Annotated in this window: 15 protein-coding genes; 7 read left to right on the top strand and 8 right to left on the bottom strand. The window is 68.2% G+C overall.

The genetic code is table 11. From position 1 onward, the window contains the following. Nucleotides 1–154 precede the first annotated feature (154 nt). The 7 genes from AWB89_RS04610 to AWB89_RS04580 all read left to right on the top strand — a co-directional run bounded on the left by AWB89_RS04610 (nt 155) and on the right by AWB89_RS04580 (nt 12,196). Entirely contained in the window at nt 155–1,576 is a 1,422-nt protein-coding gene (locus AWB89_RS04610) for a condensation domain-containing protein (RefSeq protein WP_085171897.1), read from the top strand. 57 nt (nt 1,577–1,633) lie between these two features. Then, entirely contained in the window at nt 1,634–4,618 is a 2,985-nt protein-coding gene (locus AWB89_RS04605) for an MMPL/RND family transporter (protein ID WP_085171895.1), read from the top strand. Between the two features lie 40 nt (nt 4,619–4,658). Continuing rightward, nucleotides 4,659–5,789: an acyltransferase PE gene (gene pe, locus AWB89_RS04600; RefSeq protein ID WP_085094470.1), complete on the top strand. Its 1,131-nt coding sequence runs from the start codon at nt 4,659–4,661 to the stop codon at nt 5,787–5,789. A 39-nt stretch (nt 5,790–5,828) separates the two neighbouring features. Then, entirely contained in the window at nt 5,829–7,577 is a 1,749-nt protein-coding gene (locus tag AWB89_RS04595; RefSeq protein WP_085171893.1) for an AMP-binding protein, read from the top strand. A gap of 56 nt (nt 7,578–7,633) precedes the next feature. Beyond that, nucleotides 7,634–8,692 (top strand): NAD(P)H-dependent amine dehydrogenase family protein, encoded by a 1,059-nt coding sequence (locus AWB89_RS04590; protein ID WP_085171891.1) that lies wholly within the window; start codon nt 7,634–7,636, stop codon nt 8,690–8,692. Nucleotides 8,693–8,828: 136 nt separating this feature from the next. Next, nucleotides 8,829–9,284, top strand: a complete 456-nt coding sequence (locus AWB89_RS04585) for an MmpS family transport accessory protein (RefSeq protein ID WP_139830509.1) — start codon at nt 8,829–8,831, stop codon at nt 9,282–9,284. Next, nucleotides 9,281–12,196: an MMPL/RND family transporter gene (locus tag AWB89_RS04580; protein ID WP_085171889.1), complete on the top strand. Its 2,916-nt coding sequence runs from the start codon at nt 9,281–9,283 to the stop codon at nt 12,194–12,196. The genes AWB89_RS04585 and AWB89_RS04580 overlap by 4 nt, the downstream gene beginning before the upstream one ends. Nucleotides 12,197–12,201: 5 nt before the next feature. Here the strand turns inward: AWB89_RS04580 and AWB89_RS04575 are convergent, their stop codons facing one another. From AWB89_RS04575 to AWB89_RS04540, 8 genes are all read right to left on the bottom strand, one after another. After that, complete coding sequence (locus AWB89_RS04575) at nt 12,202–13,035, bottom strand: DegV family protein (protein ID WP_085171887.1); 834 nt, start codon at nt 13,033–13,035, stop codon at nt 12,202–12,204. A gap of 4 nt (nt 13,036–13,039) precedes the next feature. Further along, a complete protein-coding gene (octT, locus tag AWB89_RS04570) occupies nt 13,040–13,807 on the bottom strand; it encodes a diglucosylglycerate octanoyltransferase (RefSeq protein WP_085171885.1) in 768 nt (255 codons plus the stop codon). Next, a complete protein-coding gene (gpgP, locus tag AWB89_RS04565; protein ID WP_085171882.1) occupies nt 13,797–14,477 on the bottom strand; it encodes a glucosyl-3-phosphoglycerate phosphatase in 681 nt (226 codons plus the stop codon). The genes octT and gpgP overlap by 11 nt, the downstream gene beginning before the upstream one ends. Further along, entirely contained in the window at nt 14,474–14,881 is a 408-nt protein-coding gene (gene rsfS, locus AWB89_RS04560) for a ribosome silencing factor (protein WP_085171879.1), read from the bottom strand. Before rsfS ends, gpgP begins: the two co-directional genes overlap by 4 nt. Beyond that, complete coding sequence (nadD, locus tag AWB89_RS04555; RefSeq protein ID WP_085171876.1) at nt 14,878–15,522, bottom strand: nicotinate-nucleotide adenylyltransferase; 645 nt, start codon at nt 15,520–15,522, stop codon at nt 14,878–14,880. Before nadD ends, rsfS begins: the two co-directional genes overlap by 4 nt. 207 nt (nt 15,523–15,729) lie before the next feature. After that, a complete protein-coding gene (locus AWB89_RS04550) occupies nt 15,730–17,178 on the bottom strand; it encodes a vWA domain-containing protein (protein ID WP_139830508.1) in 1,449 nt (482 codons plus the stop codon). Further along, nucleotides 17,175–18,050 (bottom strand): AAA family ATPase, encoded by an 876-nt coding sequence (locus AWB89_RS04545; RefSeq protein WP_085094450.1) that lies wholly within the window; start codon nt 18,048–18,050, stop codon nt 17,175–17,177. Before AWB89_RS04545 ends, AWB89_RS04550 begins: the two co-directional genes overlap by 4 nt. Nucleotides 18,051–18,085: 35 nt before the next feature. Next, entirely contained in the window at nt 18,086–19,345 is a 1,260-nt protein-coding gene (locus AWB89_RS04540; protein WP_085094448.1) for a glutamate-5-semialdehyde dehydrogenase, read from the bottom strand. Nucleotides 19,346–19,355 lie beyond the last annotated feature (10 nt).

Below are 19,355 nucleotides of genomic sequence, written 5' to 3'. Positions count from 1 at the left end.
TCGTGTCCCACGCCGGGGCGGTCGTCACTACCGTGCCAGCTGCCTTCGCGGTACGGGACGCGTCCGCGCATACCGCCGACGGTGCCCGCCGAGAGGGTTATCTTGGGTGTCGCTAGCAGCGGCCGTACCAGCCGCGCCAACCGGGGAGAAAATATTGCGAATCGGGAAGATCACGATCGGCTCACTGGGCGATTGGGAGCCGATCCCAGGATCAGTCATCTCCTGGCACCCGACCACCACGGCCGCCGAGAAGGTCCGGCAGGCGCCGGTCAGTTTCGTGCCGGTCAGCTACATGCAGGGCCAGCATCTTCGTAATTACGTCGAGCGGACAGGCGCTGGGCTGGACTTCTCCCGGCAGATCATCGCCACCTGCGAAGTGCCCGGCCAGTGCGACATCTCCGCCATGGACCACGCCGTCAACGCCTACCTGCGCCGGCACGACACGTTCCGCAGCTGGTTCGAACACACCGGCGACGGAGAGTTCCTCAGGCACACCCTGACCGACCCCGCCGATATCGAATTCACGCCGATCGACCACGGCCCGATGGGCGTCGACGAAATACGCGCCCACGTCGTGGCCATACCGAACCCCTTGGAATGGGGCTGCTTCACCTTCGGCATCGTCCAAGGCGAAAAGCATTTCACTTTCTTCGCCGCCATGGATCACGTGCACGGGGACGCCACGCTGATCGGCACCACGATGCTCGAGGCCAACGGAATGTACGCGGCGCTCAGTGGCGGCGGCGAACCCCTCGCGTTGCCCGATGCCGGCAGCTTCAACGAATTCTGCGCCCGCGAACGCCAGTACACGTCGTCGTTGACGGTGGATTCGCCCGGGGTGCGCGCGTGGATCGATTTCGCCGAAAACAACAACGGCGGCTTTCCCGAATTTCCCCTCCCGCTGGGTGACCCGACCGAGCCGAGCGAGAGCAACCTGATCTCCGAATTCCTGATGGATCCGGCGCAGACGGAGCGGTTCGAAGCGGCCTGCGGAGCGGTCGGCGCACGCTTCGTCGGCGGCTTGTTCGCCTGCTTCGCCCTGGTCGAGCACGAATTCACGGGCGCCCTGACGTATTACGGCCTGACTCCGAGGGACACCCGCAGGACTTCCGACAACTTCATGACCCAGGGCTGGTTCACCGGCCTGGTCCCGATCACCGTGCCGATAGCCGCGGCCTCGTTCGGCGAGGCCGCATGGGCGGCGCAGTCGTCGTTCGATTCCGGTCTGCACCTGGCGAAGGTGCCGTATTACCGCGTGCTCGAGTTGGCGCCATGGCTGAACTGGCCGGAGCCGAACTTCCCGGTGTCCAACTTCTTGCACGGCGGCGCGGCTCCCCTCAACGCCGTCCTCGCGGCGGCCGACCTCGGTTATGCGAACAATCTCGGGATCTATTCCGACGGCCGGTATTCGTATCAGCTGACCATTTACGTATTCCGGTACGGCGAGGGCACCGCAATGGCGATCATGTATCCGGATAATCCGGTCGCCCAGAAATCAGTGACCCGCTATATGGAAGCGATGAAGTCCGTGTGCGCGCGGGTCGCGGCCAGCGGGCATTGGGGACGCGTTGCGTAGCGTGGGGTAATCCGGTGGCTCGTGGCGCGGAATTGCACGGTTCGAGGTGAAGGCGAAATGCGACGGCTAGCCGATTTTGTGGTGCGTTGGCCCTGGATGGTGATCGGCCTGTGGGTCGCGGTTGCGGTCGCCCTGCCGCTGACACTCCCATCGCTGAGCGAGATGGCCCAGAAGCATCCGCTCGCCATCCTGCCCAGCGATGCACCGTCGAACGTCACCGCCCGCAAGATGACCGAGGCGTTCCACGAATCGGGCTCCGAGGACCTGATGCTGGTGGTCCTGACCAACGACAAGGGGCTGGGGCCCGACGACGAAGCCGTGTACCGCAAACTCGTCGACGCGCTGCACCGGGACACGCGGGACGTCGTGATGATTCAGGACTTCATCACCACGCCACCGCTGCGTCAGGTCGTGACCAGCGCGGACCACAAAGCCTGGGTGCTGCCGGTCGGCGTCGCGGGCGAATTGGGCACGCCACGGTCCTACGACGCCTTCAACCGGATCAGCGACATCGTCAAACACACGGTCGCGGGAACGCCCCTGACGGCTAACGTCACCGGCCCGGCGGCGACGGTCGCCGACCTCACCGTCGCGGGCCAGCGGGACCGGCTTCCCATCGAGCTGGCGATCGGCGTCCTGGTGCTCATCGTGCTGCTGGTGGTCTACCGCAGCGCCGTCACCATGCTGCTGCCGCTGATAACGATCGGGTTGTCGCTGGTGATCGCGCAGGCGCTGGTGGCGGGATACTCGCAGCTGACGGGCTCGGGCGTGTCGAACCAGTCCATGGTGTTCCTCAGCGCCATCATGGCCGGCGCCGGAACGGACTACGCGGTCTTTCTCATCAGCCGCTATCACGACTATCGGCGGTCGGGCGCGGATTTCGATGACGCGGTCAGGCGGGCGATGAACTCGATCGGGAAAGTGATCGCCGCCTCGGCCAGCACCGTGGGGATCACCTTTCTGGTGATCAGCTTCGCCCGGATGGGAGTGTTCAAGACGGTCGGGGCGTCGTCGGCGATCGGCATCGGCGTGGCATTCCTCGCCGCGGTGACGCTGCTGCCGGCGATTTTGGTGCTCGCCGGGCCGCGCGGCTGGGTCAAGCCGCGGCGCGAACTGACCGCTCGGTTCTGGCGGCGCTCCGGGGTGCGCATCGTGCGCCGGCCCAGGGCCCACCTGGTCGCCAGCCTGCTCGTGTTGATCATCCTGGCCAGCTGTGCCGGCCTGGTGCGTTACAACTACGACGATCGCAAGGCCCTGCGGCCGTCGGCGCCCAGCTCCGTCGGGTACGCCGCGCTGGATCGCCATTTCAACGTGAACCAGTCCATCCCGGAGTACATCCTCGTCCAGTCACCGCGTGACCTTCGCAACCCGCAGGCCCTCGCGGACCTCGAGCAGATGGCGTCCCGCATCAGCCAGCTGCCGAACGTCGCCGCCGTCAGCGGCATCACCCGTCCCACCGGAAACGTCCCGGAGCAGTTCCGGGCCACCTATCAGGCCGGCGCCATCGGCACCATGCTGGCCGGCGGCTCCAACCTGATCAACGACCACACGAGCGACCTCAACCGGCTGGTCGACGGGGCCGGCACGCTGGCCAACAGCCTGCGCGAAGTCCGCGGCCAGGTCAGCCAGCTCACCGCCAGCGTGCAGGAGCTGGAGAACGCCTTCTCCTCGACGAAGAACCAGTACAGCGGCGACACGCTGGTCAAAGAGGTCGACCTGGCGGCCCAGCTCGTCGACCACGTCAACTCGCTCAGCAATGCCATGGGCTGGAACTTCACGGCCGCCAAGAACATGTTCGCCTGGATGGGTCCGGTGCTGACGGCGCTGCAGGGCAACCCGGTCTGCGATGCCGATCCGTCGTGCAGCGCCACCCGCGGCACGTTCGAGCAACTGACCGGCGGGCGCGACCAGGCAGACCTCGACGCGATCAACGACTTGTCCCACCAGCTGCAGGAATACCAGGACAAACGGGCTTTGAAGGCGTCGACGGACCGCCTGCGCGCCGCCCTGACGAAGCTCACCACCGTGCTGCGCTCCATGGGAATCGACCAGCCCGGGGGCCTGCAGGCGAACCTGAACAGCCTGCAAAACGGCGCCGACCGATTCGCCGGCGGCAGCCGGCAAATAGCCGACGCGGTGGCCCAGCTGGTCGACCAGGTCAAACAGCTCGGCGCGGGCCTCAGCGAGTCGGCGCAGTTCCTGTTGTCGCTGAAGCAGGACGCGGCGCAACCGGCGATGGCCGGCTTCAACATCCCCTCGCAGCTGCTGCATCTGAAGGAGTTTCAGCAGGCCGCCAAGGCGTTCATTTCGCCGGACGGCCACTCGGTGCGGTACCTGGTGCAGACCAAACTGAATCCGTTCAGCACCGAGGCCATGGATCAGGTCAACGCGATCAGCGCGACGGCCCGCGGTGCCCAACCGAACACCTCGCTGTCCGACGCCACCATCTCGATGGCGGGATACACCGTCGGCCTGAAAGACACGCGCGACTACTACCAGCACGACATCCGGTTCATCATCGCGGTGACCCTGCTCGTCGTGCTGCTGACCCTGATGGCGCTGCTTCGCGCGATCATCGCGCCGCTGTATCTGGTTGCGTCCGTGGTCATCTCGTTCTTGTCGGCGGTGGGAATCGGTGTCGTGGTTTTCCAGTTGCTGCTCGGCCAGCACCTGCATTGGAGCGTGCCGCCGTTGGCATTTGTGGTGTTGGTCGCGGTGGGAGCCGACTACAACATGCTGCTCGTCTCGCGCATGCGTGACGAATCGCCGCGCAGCGTGCGGTACGGCATCATTCGCACCCTGGGTTCGACGGGCGGGGTGATCACCGCCGCGGGGCTGATCTTCGCCGCGTCGATGGGCGGTCTGTTGTTCTCCAGCATCGGTACCGTGGTCCAGGGCGGCTTCGTGATCGGGGTGGGGATCCTGCTGGACACCTTCTTGGTGCGCACCATCACGGTTCCCGCCGTCGCCGCGCTGATCGGCCGGGCGAACTGGTGGCCGTCACGGGCGTCCGGCCGCAACCCGGTCGGGGCGCACCCATGACGTATGTGAGACTAGAGAAGCCGAGGGGTCAGGGGTAGGGATGAGGAAACTACTCGCAGGAGTGACGGCGCTGGTAACTGTCGGCGCCGCAGGGTGTTTCGGCGCCGGCCGGGTGTCCGCAGACGACACGCCGATCGGCGGACCGCCGACACCGGGCGCGCCGGGCGACCAGACCGCGTTCGCCCTCGGCGGCGCCCACGTGCTCGGCATCCCCTACGACGAATACATCCGCCAGGAGGGCGCCCAATGGTTCCCCGGCCAGCAGCGCGAGATCATCAACTACCCGGCGGGGCAGGTTCAGGGCCACGTGCTCGGGCGGCTCTTCCCGGGGATCGGCAAGTTCGGCGATGAGATCCTTCCCGGCCTGGGCCTGGACGGCCCCAGCGTCGGCGAGTCGGTCGACACGGGAGTGGACAACCTGGTCGGCGCGATCAAAACCGGGCGGCCGGGTACGGCGATCGGTTTGTCCGAGGGCGGGTTCGTGGTCGACGGCGCGCAGGCCCGCCTGGCGACGGACCCCACCGCTCCGCCGCCGAACACGCTGAACTTCGCCACGTTCGGCGACCCGATCGGGCATCACGCCTTCGGTCAGAGCTTTTTGACCGCCATGTTCCCGGTCGGCAGCACCGTTCCCGCGCTCGACTACACGATGCCGCCGCCCTACGAGAGCCAGTACGACACCGACAGATTCGTGGCCGCGTACGACTCCATCGCGGACTTCCCCGACCGGCCCGACAACATGTTCGCGTTCGCCAACACGCTGATGGGCCTGGCCACCGGTCACACCGCGGTGGCCTTCACGAACCGCAGCATGGTGCCGCCGCAGAACATCCGGACGACGATCAACTCCCGGGGCGCGAAAGACACCACGATCATGGTCCCGGAGAAGCACCTTCCGCTGGTCATGCCGCTGAAATACATCGGGATCCCGGAAGACACGCTGAACAAACTGGACGCGATCCTGATCCCCCGGGTCAACGCCGGCTATTCGCGAAACGACGACCCGGCGACCGCCCCGGTTCAGGTGGACCCGGTGCACGGCTTCGACCCGGCGGAAGTCACCGCGCCGGCCAACCAGGCGACCTTCGGCGGTGGCGCCGACCCCTTCTCCCAGATCCTCGCCGGTGCCATGTCCGTGTTGTCGCACGGCGCGGGACAGGCCGACCACTGACGCGATGCGACGCGTTGGACAAACCAGTACGGACGTAACGTGACACCACCGCCCCAGTCATCCGTGCTGTCGATGCTGCACGGGCGCGCCAGCCTGCGACCCGATGACATAGCGTTCACCTTCACCGATTACCACGGCGACTGGGCGGGCGTGCCCGAAAGCCTCACGTGGTCGCAGCTATCGCGCCGAACGCTCAATGTGGGGCGCGAACTCAGCCTGCACGGGTCCGCCGGGGACCGGGCGGTGATCCTGGCGCCCCAGGGCTTGCACTACATCGCGGCCTTCCTGGGATCGATGCAGGCCGGGCTCATCGCGGTTCCGCTGCCGCTGCCGCACCGCGGCGCGACAAACGAGCGGGTGGGCGCGGTGCTGGCCGACACGTCACCGACCGTCGTTCTCACCACGTCCGCGGTCGCGCAGGACATCGCCGAATACGTCGACCAAGCGGGCCTGGACACGGTTCCCGAGATCCTGGAAATCGATGCGCTGGATCTCGACGCCGACGGCGGAACCGGCCTTCGCACAGCCGATTTGCCGAGCACGGCGTATTTGCAGTACAGCTCGGGTTCCACCCGGCTGCCGACCGGGGTCATGATCTCGCACCGCAACCTGCAGGTGAATTTCGACCAGCTGATGCGCAGCTTCTTCGCGGAGTCCCAGATCAAGGTCCCCGCGGACGCCACGATCGTCTCGTGGTTGCCCTTCTACCACGACATGGGCTTGGTGCTGGGAGTCTGCGCCCCGATCCTGGGCGGCTTCCACGGCCAGCTGGCCAGCCCGGTCGCGTTTTTGGAGCGGCCGGCCAGATGGGTGCAGGAATTGGCGCGGAGTCCGCACGCGTTTTCCGCGGCGCCGAACTTCGCCTACGACCTGGCCGCCCGCAAGACGACCGAGGCCGACATGGCCGGGCTCGACCTCGGCGGGGTGCTGGGCATCATCAGCGGTGCCGAACGGGTCGAGCCGGCCACGCTGCAACGCTTCGTTGATCGGTTCGCCCACTTCAATTTCCGCGAGGACATGGTGCGCCCCTCGTACGGCCTGGCGGAGGCGACCGTCTTCGTGACGGCCGGCACCTGGAGCGATTCGTCCGGCGCGGTCCATTTCGACGCCGACGAGCTCTCCGCCGGCCGCGTCCAGCCGTGCGCGGAGGGCACCGGCACGGCGCTGGTCAAATACAAAGTGCCGCAATCACCCTCGCTGCGCATCGTCGACTCCGACACGGGCCGTGAGTGCCCGCCCGGCGTGGTCGGTGAGATCTGGCTGCATGGCCCCAATGTCGCCGACGGCTACTGGGCCAAGCCCCCGGAGGAACAACGCTGCTTTGGCGCGGTGCTCGTCGACCCGTCGCCGGGCACGCCCGACGGGCCGTGGCTGCGAACCGGCGACCTGGGTTTCATCTTCTCCGGCGAGCTGTTCATCGTCGGCCGCATCAAGGACCTGCTCATCATCCGCGGGCGCAATCACTATCCCGAGGACATCGAGGCGACGGTCCAAGAGATCACGGGCGGCCGGGTCGCGGCGATATCGGTCCCGGTGAACAGCACCGAGAAGCTGGTCACCGTCGTCGAGCTCAAGAAGCGGGGCGACTCCGCCGAGGACGCGACGCACTGGCTCACCGGCGTCAAGAGCGACGTCACCTCGGCGATATCCAACGTGCACGGGTTGCACGTCGGCGACCTCGTCCTGGTGCCGCCCGGGTCGATTCCCACCACCACGAGCGGCAAGATCCGCCGCGCCGCCTGCGTCGAGCAATACCGCCAGGACCAATTCACCCGACTGGACGCCTGAGCCCGGACCGCGGTTGAACATAATGGGTCCAACCGCACCGGCAAAGGAGCCATTCGATGAGCACAACCAGCGCAGACCGTCCGTTTCGCGTGATTCAGTGGACCACCGGCAACATCGGTCGCCGCTCGTTGCACGCCATCATCGGCCGGCCCGACATGGAGCTGGTCGGGGTGTACGCGCACGGCGCCGACAAGGTCGGGGTGGACGCCGCCGAGCTGTCCGGATGGCCGGAGCCGACCGGGGTCAAGGCCACCAACGACATCGACGCGCTGCTGGCACTGCGACCGGACGCGTGTTGCTATAACCCGTTGTGGCCCAACGTCGATGAACTCGTGCGGCTGCTGGAGTCGGGCGTCAACGTGTGCACCAGCGCCGCGTGGATCACCGGCGGCAAGCAGACACCGGCGGACCGCGAGCGCATCGTGGACGCCTGCGAGCGCGGCGGTTCGACGATCTTCGGCAGCGGGGCCCACCCCGGGATGACGAACATGGTCGGCATGGTGCTGTCGGCCTCCTGCGAGCGCGTCGACGAGATCCGCATCACCGAGTCGGTGGACTGCTCGACCTACGAGTCGGCCGAAACCCAGACGGCGATGGGCTTCTCGCAGGATCCCGAGACCCCGGGGCTGGCCGAGAGCGTGCGCCGAGAAAGCGAGGTCTTCGCCGAGTCCGCCGCCATGATGGCCGACGCGATCGGGGCGAAGCTGGACCGGATGACCTTCGACGTCACCTTCACCGCCGCCACCGCCGACACCGACCTGGGCTTCATGAAGATCCCCGCGGGGACGGTGGGCAGCGTCTACGGGTACCACCGCGGGTGGGAGGGCGATCGCAACGTCGTCAGCGTCGGATTCAACTGGACCATGGGCAATCACGTGGTGCCGCCCAAGCCGCTCGAGCACGGTCACGTCATTCAGGTGTTCGGCCTGCCCAACATGCGCACCGTGCTGCACTGCCTGCCGCCGAAGGACTGGACGGAGCCGGGATTCATGGGGCTGGGAATGATTTACACCGCGATGCCGGTGACCAACGCGGTCCCGGCCGTCGTCGCCGCGAAGCCCGGCATCGTCACGCTCGCCGACCTCCCGCCGGTCACGGGCCGGGTGGCCCGCTGACCGGCCGGTGTCGGTGATCACAAAGTCGCCACCCCGAGGAACGGTTACGTGCACTACCGTCTACGATGCTTAGCTGAGCAAATGTTCTGTCGACGACAGATGTTGTCACGCGCAGCGGTGAGTGGGAGGCGGTCAGGTGAGGGTTGAACCAAAGACCGGCGCCATAGCCCGCGCCGTCAAGCGGGCGTGGATACCGCTGTTGTTGCTGGTCGTTCTGGCGGTCTCGGGATTGGTCGTGTCGCGGCTGCACAAGATCTTCGGCTCGCAGGACCTCAACGCGAACGCGGGCGCCGGCATCGAGATCGTCCAGTTCAACCCGAAGGTCGTGGTCTACGAGGTCTCCGGTCCCCCCGGCAGCGTCGCGGACATCAACTACTGGGACGAGAACGCCAACACACACCAGGTCAATTCGGCACCGCTGCCGTGGTCGACGACGATCTCCACCACGCTGCCCTCGGTGAGCGCCAACATCATGGCGCAAACCGACGGCAGCCGGATCAGCTGCAAGATCACCGTGGACGGCGTCGTGCGCGAACAGCAGGCCTCCGATGGCCACAACGCCCAGACGTTCTGCCTGGTGAAGTCCGCATGAGCGAGGTGAACACCAGGGCCGTCGACGACACCGCGGACACCGGCCCGATCAAGGCGCAAGGCTCCCGCCGCCCGGAACGCGGCCACTGGCCCTACATCCCGCACATGATCCGCTGGTTCGCGGTGCCGATCATCCTGGTCTGGGTGTTCGTGACGGTGCTCGTCAACGTCATCGTCCCCACCCTCGAAAAAGTCGGCGAGGCGCACTCGGCCCCGATGACTCCGCTGGACGCGCCGTCGATGAAGGCGATGATGCGGATGGGCCATAACTTCCGCGAATTCGACTCCAACAGCACGGTGATGATCGTGCTGGAGGGCCAGCAACCCCTCGGCCCCGACGCACACCACTACTACGACAACCTGATTCGGCAGCTCCGCCAGGACCCCAAGCACATCCAGCACATCCAGGACTTCTGGGGCGACCGGCTGACGGCGGCGGGCGCGCAGAGCGCCGACGCCAAGGCCGCCTATGTGCAGATCAACCTCGCCGGTAATCAAGGCACCACGCTGGCCAACGAGTCCGTGGACGCGGTCCGCAAGGTGATCGACGAGAACAAGGCGCCGCCCGGCGTGAAGGCCTACGTCACCGGTCCCGCGGCGCTGTCCGACGACATGCACATCATCGGCAACGCCAGCCTGGCCAAGATCACGCTTTTCACCCTGGGCGCGATCGCGATCATGCTGCTGCTGGTCTACCGCTCCATCGTCACCACGCTGGTCCAGCTGTTCATGACCTTCGTCGCCCTGGCCTGCTCGCGCGGCGTCGTCGCGGTTTTGGCCTATCACAACGCATTCGGGCTCACCACGTTCGCCGCCAACATCCTGACCATGCTGGCGATCGCCGCGGGAACGGACTACGGCATCTTTCTCGTCGGCCGGTATCAAGAGGCCCTGCGCGCCGGCGAGGATCGAGAAACCGCGTACTACACCACGTTTAAGGGCGTGGCCCCCGTCGTCCTCGGGTCGGGCCTGACGATCGCCGGCGCCACCTACTGCCTGAGTTTCTCCCGGCTGCCGTGGTTCAACACCATGGGCGCACCCGTCGCGATCGGCATGCTGGTCGTGGTCCTGGCCGGCCTGACGCTCGGTCCGGCGGTGATCTTCGCCGGCAGCAAGTTCGGCCTTTTCGAGCGCAAGCGCGCCGCCAGGCAAGGGCGGCTGTGGCGCCGGGTCGGCACCGCCGTAGTGCGTTGGCCCGCACCGATTCTCGCGGTGAGCGCCGCCGTCGTCCTGGTCGGCATGGTCGCCCTGCCGAGCTATGTGACGAGCTACAACGACCGGCACTACTTGCCCGCCTCCGCCCCGTCCAACCAGGGGCAGGAGGCGGCGAACCGGCACTTCTCCGAGGCGCGGATGAACCCCGACCTGCTGATGGTCGAAGCCGACCACGACATGCGCAACACAGCCGACATGCTGGTGTTGGACCGGGTGGCCCGAAACGAGATGCGCACCCTCGGCATCGCCATGGTCCAGGACATCACCAGGCCGCTGGGCATTCCGATCCAGCACAGCTCGATACCGTTCCAGAACAGCATTCAAAGCCAGACCACCATGCAGAACATGGGCTTCCTCAAGGAGCGCATGAACGACATCCTCAAGATGGCCGATGACCTGCAGACCCAGATCGACACGACGCAGCGCCAGTACGAGGTTTCGCTGGACCTGGCCAACGCCGCCGACGACAGCGCCAAGACCACCGCGGTGACCTCGCAGATCACCGACAAGTTGCGCGACCACATCGCGGATTTCGACGACACCTTCAGGCCGATACGCAGCTACTTCTACTGGGAGCGGCACTGCTACGACATCCCGTTGTGCATCGGGATACGGTCCCTGTTCGACACCTTCGACGGGTTCGACCAGCTCGCCGAGCAGTTCCACTACCTCACCGCCGATATCGCGCACACCGCCAAGGCCACCCACGACCTGAATGCGCTGTTCCCGGTGTTGATTTCGACGCTGAAGAACACCAGGGGCATCACGCTGACGCTCTACCAGACGTTCAAGGCGATGATCGACCAGATGGAGGCGATGAGCAACACCGCGATCGTCATGGGGCAGAGCTTCGATGCGTCGAAGAACGACGACTTCTTCTACCTGCCGCCGGAGGCCTTCGACAACCCCGACTTCCAGACGGGGCTGCGCATGTTCCTGTCGCCGGACGGCAAATCGGCGCGGTTCTTCATCACCCACCAGGGCGATCCGATGACGCCCGAGGGCATTTCACGGGTCGAGGCCGAGCGCACCGCCGCGCAGGAGGCGCTCAAGCAGTCCTCGCTGTCGGACGCCAAGGTCTATCTCGGCGGCACCGCCGCCACCTTCAAGGACATGGCCGACGGCGAGAAGTACGACCTGATGATCGCGGTGGTCTCGGCGCTGACGCTGATCTTCATGATCATGTTGCTGCTGACCCGAAGCGTGGTCGCCGCGCTGGTGATCGTGGGCACGGCCGCGAGCTCGATCGCGGCGTCCTTCGGGCTCTCCGTGTTGATCTGGCAGGACCTGTTCGGCATCAAGATCCACTGGATCGTGGCGGCGCTGTCGGTGATCATCCTGTTGGCGGTGGGCTCCGACTACAACCTGCTGCTGGTGTCGCGGTTCCGGGAAGAGATACACGCCGGGCTCAAGACGGGGATCATCCGGTCGATGGCCGGCACGGGCGGGGTGGTGACGGCCGCCGGGTTGGTGTTCGCGTTCACGATGGCCTCCATGCTGGGCAGTGAGCTGCGCGTGCTCGGCCAATTCGGGTCGACCGTCTGCATCGGCCTGCTGCTCGACACGCTGATCGTGCGCACGCTGCTGATGCCGTCGATCGCCGTGTTGCTCGGGCGGTGGTTCTGGTGGCCACAGGTCGTGCACCCCCGCGGCGACAACGCCCTGCGGGCCGGGCGGTTCCTGCCCGCTTCGGCCTGAGGGAGCTAGGACTCGGGTAGTTCCAGGCAGACGGCGACGGCTCCCGCGCCGACATGCAACGCCAGCACCGGCCCCAGCGGGGTGAGGATCGCCGGCTCGCATGCCGGTAGCCGCTCGGCCAGGGCCGCCGCGACCTCCTTCGCGCCGTCCGGGTTGGCGACGTGGTGCACCGCCACGGCGGCGGGGGCGTCGCCGACGACCTCGCAGACCTTCTCGATCATCGCCGCCGTCGCGTGGGTGACGGTGCGAACCCGTTGGGCCAGAACGAGTTTCCCGTCATCGATGCGCAGCACCGGCTTGAGCGCCAGCGCGGTGCCCAGCCAGGCCGTGGCCCCGCCGATCCGCCCGCTGCGACGCAGGTTGTCCAGCCGGTGGACCACGACGAACGCCCGGCCGCGCGACACGGCCGACGTCGCCGCGCCCGCGACCGCGTCCAGGTCGCCGCCGGCGGCCGCGGCCCGGGCGGCGGCCAGCGCGACGAAACCGGTGCCCATCGCCGCGGATCGGGAGTCGACGACGCGGACGTTCGGGTCGAGGTCGGCCGCCGTCCGCTGGGCGGCGCCGCAGGTTCCCGACAGCGCCGACGAGATGTGCACCGCCACCACGCCGTCGCCCCCGCTGTCGGCCAGCGCCTGCTGGTAGGCGTTGGCCAATTCGGCGGGGGTGGCCGCCGCGGTGGTGGCGTGCCGCTGGTAGATGTCGTCGGGAACGTCGTCGATGCCGTCGCGCAGGTCCTCGCCGTCGAGCAGGATGTGCAGCGGAACCACTCGTATCGACCACTTTTCGAGCAGATCGGCGGGCAAGCGCGACGACGCGTCGGTCACCACCACGACACTCATGGCCCTACCCGCGCGGCTTCTCGTTCGGCGCTTCAGATTTTTGCAACGCTTCGGCCAGCGCCTTGAGCATCAGCTCCGCAACCGCCTGGTGGGCCTCGAAATTCCAGTGGATGCCGTCGGGATTGCCGCGGCCGCTCATCACCTGTTCGGCGACGGCGGCCTTGAGGTCCACCAGCGGAATGTCATGTTGCTGCGCCCATTCGGTGATCGCCGCCACCGTCCCGGGCCGGCCGTGATGCGCCTTGCCGTAGGTCTCGGCGATGTGCACCGACGGCAGCGACGCGACGATCGGGATGCCGGGGCGATTGAAATCGATTGCGGCGCGGGTCTGTTCGAGGTATTCGGCGGTCAAATGCGGCGGCAGGGCCGACCGCGCCACCGGCGAAAGCCGGGGCTGCAGCCAGCCGTAGCCGTCGCGGGCCCAGCGCCGCAGCCAGGGCGGCCGGACGTAGCGGATCAGCTCGCGCATCGCGGTCGGCAACACCGACGGCAGCGAATCCATCCCGCTCGTCGCGAAGATCACCGCCCCCGCCCTGGGCAGCGCCGCCCACGCCCGCGGGTCCTGCGTCGCCGCCCACCACACGTCGCGGCAGGTCCAGCCGATGCGGCCGATCAGCTCGACATCCCAGTCGAGCTGTGCCGCAACGATGTTGGGCCAGATGCGCGGGTCGTCGGCGGGCAGTCCGCCGGTCGGCCCGTAGTAGGACAGCGAGTCGGCGAAGATCAGCAGGGTGGGCCGGGGTTCCCGCCTGCTGGAAGGCTCAGAGGACATCGTTGGACACCTGCGCCGAAGCGTTCCACACATCCAGGCGCCAGCGGATGGCGTCGAAATCGGCGCCGGCGCCCCAATCCTCGGAGTGGCCCGACAGCTGCACCCAACTCGCGTTGCCCATGCCGCCCAGGATCGGCCAGTTGTCGACCGGAAGCCGCAGCAGCGCGGCCGACAGCGCGGCGATCAGCCCGCCGTGGGCGACCAGCACCACCGGTCGGTCCGGTTGGTTCGGGTCGCCCCATTCCGGCTCGCCGGATACCAGCTCGGCGATCAACGGCAGGCTGCGGGCGGCCACATCGACCCTGCTCTCCCCGCCGTGCGGCGCCCACGTCGCGTCCTCGCGCCAGGCCAGGCGGGCGCCCGGCGCCTCGACGTCGATCTGCGCGTGCGTCATGCCCTGCCAGTCGCCCAGATGCGTCTCCCGCAGGCGATCGTCCACCCAGACCTTCAGACCCGTCCGCTCCGCCAGCTTGAGCGCGGTGTCGTAGGCGCGCCGCAGATCCGACGACACGATCAGCAGCGGCTGCAGCTTGCCCAGCACCTCCGCGGCGGCCACGGCCTGCGCGCGGCCCAGTTCGCTGAGCTCGGTGTCCAGCTGGCCCTGCATGCGGCTGCCGAGATTGAAATCGGTCTGGCCGTGCCGCAACATCACCAGGCGTCGGGTTCTCATTGCGCGCTCGCCGAGTCGTCGGAGTCGCTTGCGTCCTCGTCGCGCTCATCCAGGTCCACCGGCACCACCGGGCAATCACCCCACAGGCGGTCCAGGGCGTAGAAGTTGCGGTCGTCCTGATGCTGGATGTGCACGACGATGTCGCGGTAGTCCAGCAGCGTCCAGCGCCCCTCCCGGGCGCCCTCGCGCCGCGCCGGCCGGTAGCCCGCTTTGCGCATTTTCTCCTCGACCTCGTCGACGATCGCGTTGACCTGCCGCTCGTTGGACGCCGAGGCGATGACGAAGCAGTCCGTGATCACCAGCTGGCCCGAGACGTCGATGACGAGCACGTCGTCGGCGAGTTTCGAGGCGGCCGCGCTGGCGGCGACGGTCGCCATGTCGATCGCTTCCTGCGTGGCGGTCACGGGTTGTTCCCCGTGGCCACGGTGGCTTGCTCGGCGCGGTACAGCCGGCGCTTGGAGACGTACTGCACGACGCCGTCGGGCATCAGGTACCACAGCGGGCGGCCCTGCTCGGCGCGCTGGCGGCAGTCGGTCGACGAGATCGCCAGCGCCGGGATCTCGACGAGGGTGAGCGCGTCCTCGGTCAGCTCGCCCAGCACGCCGGTGATGTGTTCGCGGCGCAGCTCGTACCCGGGGCGGCTGACGCCGATGAAGCGCGCCAGCCCGAACAGCTCCTCCCAGCCCTGCCAGGACAGGATGCTTTCCAGCGCGTCGGCGCCGGTGATGAAGTACAGCCGCGATTCGGGGTTGAGGGCGTGCAGGTCGCGCAGCGTGTCCCGGGTGTAGGTGGGCCCGCCGCGGTCGATGTCGACCCGGCTCACCGAGAAGCGGGGATTGGACGCGGTGGCGATCACCGTCATCAGGTAGCGGTCCTCGGCGGCGGAGACGTGCCGGCTCTTCTGCCACGGCTGGCCGCTGGGCACGAACACCACTTCGTCGAGGTCGAACAGGTCGGCAACCTCACTGGCGGCAACCAGGTGGCCGTAATGGATGGGGTCGAACGTCCCACCCATCACTCCCAACCTGCGAAGCTGCTTTTGCACGATGTGCCAGCTTACTTGAGCGCGCGACGCCGCCCCATTTCGTCACAGGGGCCACAGCAGCCTCCGCGGGGGACGGCACGTGTTGTGCCCGCCTCCGAGCGACAACGGTCGCGCCTCCCCCAGTTGTCGCTGTGAGGCGGGCACAGAGAGCACCGCCGCCGACGGGGACGCGTGTGGCCGGTGTGAAACGAGGCGACGCCCGCGCCCTCAGACCGGCAGCAGCTGGTCGATCACCGCGGCCAATTGCTTGGCGGACCGGCATTCGTGCATCGTGATGACCTCTTGGTAGCGCGGCACCGCCGAGTCGCCGCTGCCCCACAGGTGCTTGGGTTCGGGGTTGAGCCAGTGCGCGTGCCGGCTCGCGGTCACCATGTGGGCCAGCAGCTCGGTCTCCGGGTTGCGGTAATTGGTGCGGCCGTCGCCGAGCACCAGCAGCGACGCACGCGGCGATAGCACGTTCGGAAACGCCTGCGCGAACGACGCGAACGCGTTGCCGTAGTCGGAGTGCCCGTCGCGGCTGTAGACGCCCGCCTCCCGGGTGATCCGCTGGATCGCCACGGCCAGGTCGGCCTCGGGCCCGAACATGTGGGTCACCTCGTCGGTCGTGTCGATGAACGCGAACACCCGGACCCGCGAGAACTGTTGGCGCAGCGCGTGCACCAGCAGCAGCGTGAAGTGGCTGAAGCCCGCGACCGAACCCGAAACGTCGCACAGCACCACCAGTTCCGGCCGCGCCGGGCGGGGTTTGGCCAGCACCACGTCGATCGGCACGCCGCCTGTCGACATCGATTTGCGCAGCGTCTTGCGCAGGTCGATCACCCCGGCGCGCGACCGCCGCCGGCGGGCCGCCAGCCGGGTCGCCAGGGTGCGGGCCAGCGGCGCCACCACGCGCTGCATCTGGCGCAGTTGTTCACCCGAGGCGCGCAGGAACTCGACGTTCTCGGAAAGCTGCGGAATGCCGTACATCTGGACGTGGTCGCGGCCGAGCTGCTCGGCGGTGCGGCGCTTGGTCTCCGCGTCGACCAACTTGCGCAGCTGCGTGATCCGCTGCGCGGCAAGGGCTTTCGCGATCTGCTCCTGGGTGGGGGTGGGCTCGTCGCCGTACGGGGCGAGCAGGCCCGCCAGCAGCTTGCCCTCCAATTCGTCCAGCGCCATGGCCTTGAGCGCCTGATACGACGAGAACGACGGGCCGCGGCTGGAACTGTATTTGCCGTAGGCCTCGACGATCCGCGCGACCATCGCCACCAGGCGCTCGTCCATCTCCGCGAGGTCGGGGTTCTCGTTGAGCAGGTCCAGCAGCATCTGGCGCATCGCCTCGACGTCGTCGGCCGGCAGCGACTCGCCGCCCGACGCCTCGTCCGCCGCGTCGTCGGTGACCACCGCGCGCGCGCCCAGCGCCGCCGGGAACCACAGGTCGAACATGGCGTCGTAGGTGTCGCGGTGATCGGGGCGGCGCAGCACCGCGCAGGCGATGCCCTCGCGCAGCACCTCGCGATCGCTCAGGCCGAGCGTGGCCATCACCCGGCCGGCGTCCACGGTCTCCGAGGGCCCCACCGAAATGCCCACTCCGCGAAGCGCTTCCACGAACCCCACCAGGTGGCCCGGCAGCCCGTGCGGGGCGAGCGGGCGGGTGGGGCGGACGCGGCGGGCCATCAGTTGAGCCTGAGCTCCCCGGCCGCGCGCTGCTGGTCGGATTGGTGTTTGAGGACCACACCCAGGGTCTGGGCGACCACCGCGTCGTCGATGGTGTCCAGGCCGAGCGCCAGGAGCGTGCGGCCCCAGTCGATCGTCTCGGCGATGGAGGGCACCTTCTTCAGCTGCATCCCGCGCAGCACGCCGATGATGCGCACCAGCTCCTCGGCCAGGTGCGCGGGCAGCTCGGGGACCCGGGACAACAGGATGCGCCGCTCGAGGTCCGGGCTCGGGAAGTCGATGTGCAAGAACAGGCAGCGGCGCTTGAGCGCCTCCGACAACTCGCGGGTGGCGTTGGACGTCAGCACCACCAGCGGCGTGCGCTCGGCGGTGATCGTGCCCAGCTCGGGAACCGTCACCGCGAAGTCGGACAGCACCTCGAGCAGCAGGCCCTCGATCTCGATGTCGGCCTTGTCGGTCTCGTCGATCAGCAACACGGTCGGCTCGGTGCGCCGGATCGCGGTCAGCAGCGGGCGCTGCAGCAGGAACTCCTCGCTGAACACGTCGTCCTTGGTCTGATCCCAGTCGCCGGAGCCGGCCTGGATGCGCAGGATCTGCTTGGCGTGGTTCCACTCGTACAGCGCGCGCGCCTCGTCGACGCCCTCGTAGCACTGCAGGCGCACCAGGCCCGAGCCGGTGGCCTGCGCGACGGCGCGGGCCAGCTCCGTCTTGCCGACGCCGGCGGGACCCTCGACCAGCAGCGGCTTGCCGAGCCGGTCGGCCAGGAACACGGCGGTGGCGGTGGCGGTGTCGGGCAGGTAGCCGGTCTCGGCCAACCGCCGCGAGACGTCGTCGATGTCGGCGAACAGCGGCGCAGGCCGGGCGGGCACACTCACGATCTCAGTTCTCCTAAAGCTTTCTTCTCGGGGCGTCAGGCCGGGCGGGTCTGCCCGTCCCCCCACGCGATCCACTTGGTGGAGGTCAGTTCCGGCAATCCCATCGGTCCGCGCGCGTGCAGCTTCTGCGTGGAGATGCCGATCTCGGCGCCGAACCCGAACTGCTCGCCGTCGGTGAACGCGGTCGACGCGTTGACCATCACGGCGGCCGCGTCGACCCCGTCGGTAAAGCGTTGGGCCGCAGCCATGTTCGTGGTCACGATGGACTCGGTGTGCCCGGTGCCGTACTCGTTGATGTGCGCGATCGCGGCGTCGACGCCGTCGACGACGGCTACCGCGATGTCCATCGACAGGTATTCGCGGCGCAGGTCGGCCTCGTCCGCGTCCGCACCCCGGCCGCCGTGCACGGTCACGCCGGCGTCCTCCAGGGCGTCGATGAGCCGGGGCACCGCAACGCCCGCGATCGCGGCATCGACCAGCAGCGTCTCGGCGGCGTTGCAGACGCTGGGCCGCCGGGTCTTGGAGTTCAGCAGGATCCGCTCCGCCACGTCCAGGTCGGCCGCCTCGTGCACGTAGACGTGGCAGTTGCCGACGCCGGTCTCGATGGTGGGCACCCGGGCGTCGCGCACCACCGCGTCGATCAGGCTCGCTCCCCCGCGCGGGATCACCACGTCGACCAGGCCGCGGGCCTGGATCAGGTGGGTGACGGTCGACCGGTCGGCGGCCGACAGCAGCTGGACCGCGTCGGCGGGCAGGTCCTCGCTGATCAGCGACGCGCGCAGCACGTCGACGAGCGCCTGGTTGGACTTCGCCGCCGACGAGCTGCCGCGCAGCAGCACGGCGTTGCCGGACTTGAGCGCCAGGCCGAAGGCGTCCACGGTGACGTTGGGCCGGCCCTCGTAGATCATGCCGACGACGCCGAGGGGGACCCGCTGCTGGCGCAGGTGCAGGCCGTTGGGCAGGGTGTAGCCGCGCAGCACCTCGCCGACCGGGTCGGGCAGTCCGGCGACCTGTCGCAGGCCGGCGGCGATTCCGTCGACGCGCTTGGGGTTCAGCGCCAACCGGTCGAGCATCGCCTCCGGGGTGCCGGCGGCCCGGGCGGCCTCGAGGTCCTCGGCGTTGGCCGCCAGGATCGCCTCGGTGTGGGCGCCGAGCGCGGCGGCGGCGGACTGCAACGCAGCGTCTTTGGCGACCGTCGGCAACAGGGCCAGCGCGCGGGCGGCGACGCGGGCGCGGCGGGCGGCGTCGTGGACGTCCCGGCGCAAGTCAGGAAGCGATGGAGCTTGCAGACTCATTGAACCAGGG

This window comes from Mycobacterium paraense (assembly GCF_002101815.1).
Classification (GTDB): Bacteria; Actinomycetota; Actinomycetes; order Mycobacteriales; family Mycobacteriaceae; genus Mycobacterium; species Mycobacterium paraense.
Note: the sequence above shows the minus strand (reverse complement) of the source record. Positions and strands in the feature narration are given on the sequence as shown.

Bases quoted from the DNA above. Each gene is read 5' to 3' on its own strand.
- AWB89_RS04605 (WP_085171895.1), top strand. From the start codon at position 1,634: ATGCGACGGCTAGCCGATTTTGTGGTGCGTTGGCCCTGGATGGTGATC.
- gpgP (WP_085171882.1), bottom strand. From the start codon at position 14,477: ATGAGAACCCGACGCCTGGTGATGTTGCGGCACGGCCAGACCGATTTC.
- octT (WP_085171885.1), bottom strand. From the start codon at position 13,807: ATGTCCTCTGAGCCTTCCAGCAGGCGGGAACCCCGGCCCACCCTGCTG.
- pe (WP_085094470.1), top strand. From the start codon at position 4,659: ATGAGGAAACTACTCGCAGGAGTGACGGCGCTGGTAACTGTCGGCGCC.
- AWB89_RS04575 (WP_085171887.1), bottom strand. From the start codon at position 13,035: ATGAGTGTCGTGGTGGTGACCGACGCGTCGTCGCGCTTGCCCGCCGAT.
- AWB89_RS04580 (WP_085171889.1), top strand. From the start codon at position 9,281: ATGAGCGAGGTGAACACCAGGGCCGTCGACGACACCGCGGACACCGGC.
- AWB89_RS04540 (WP_085094448.1), bottom strand. From the start codon at position 19,345: ATGAGTCTGCAAGCTCCATCGCTTCCTGACTTGCGCCGGGACGTCCAC.
- AWB89_RS04590 (WP_085171891.1), top strand. From the start codon at position 7,634: ATGAGCACAACCAGCGCAGACCGTCCGTTTCGCGTGATTCAGTGGACC.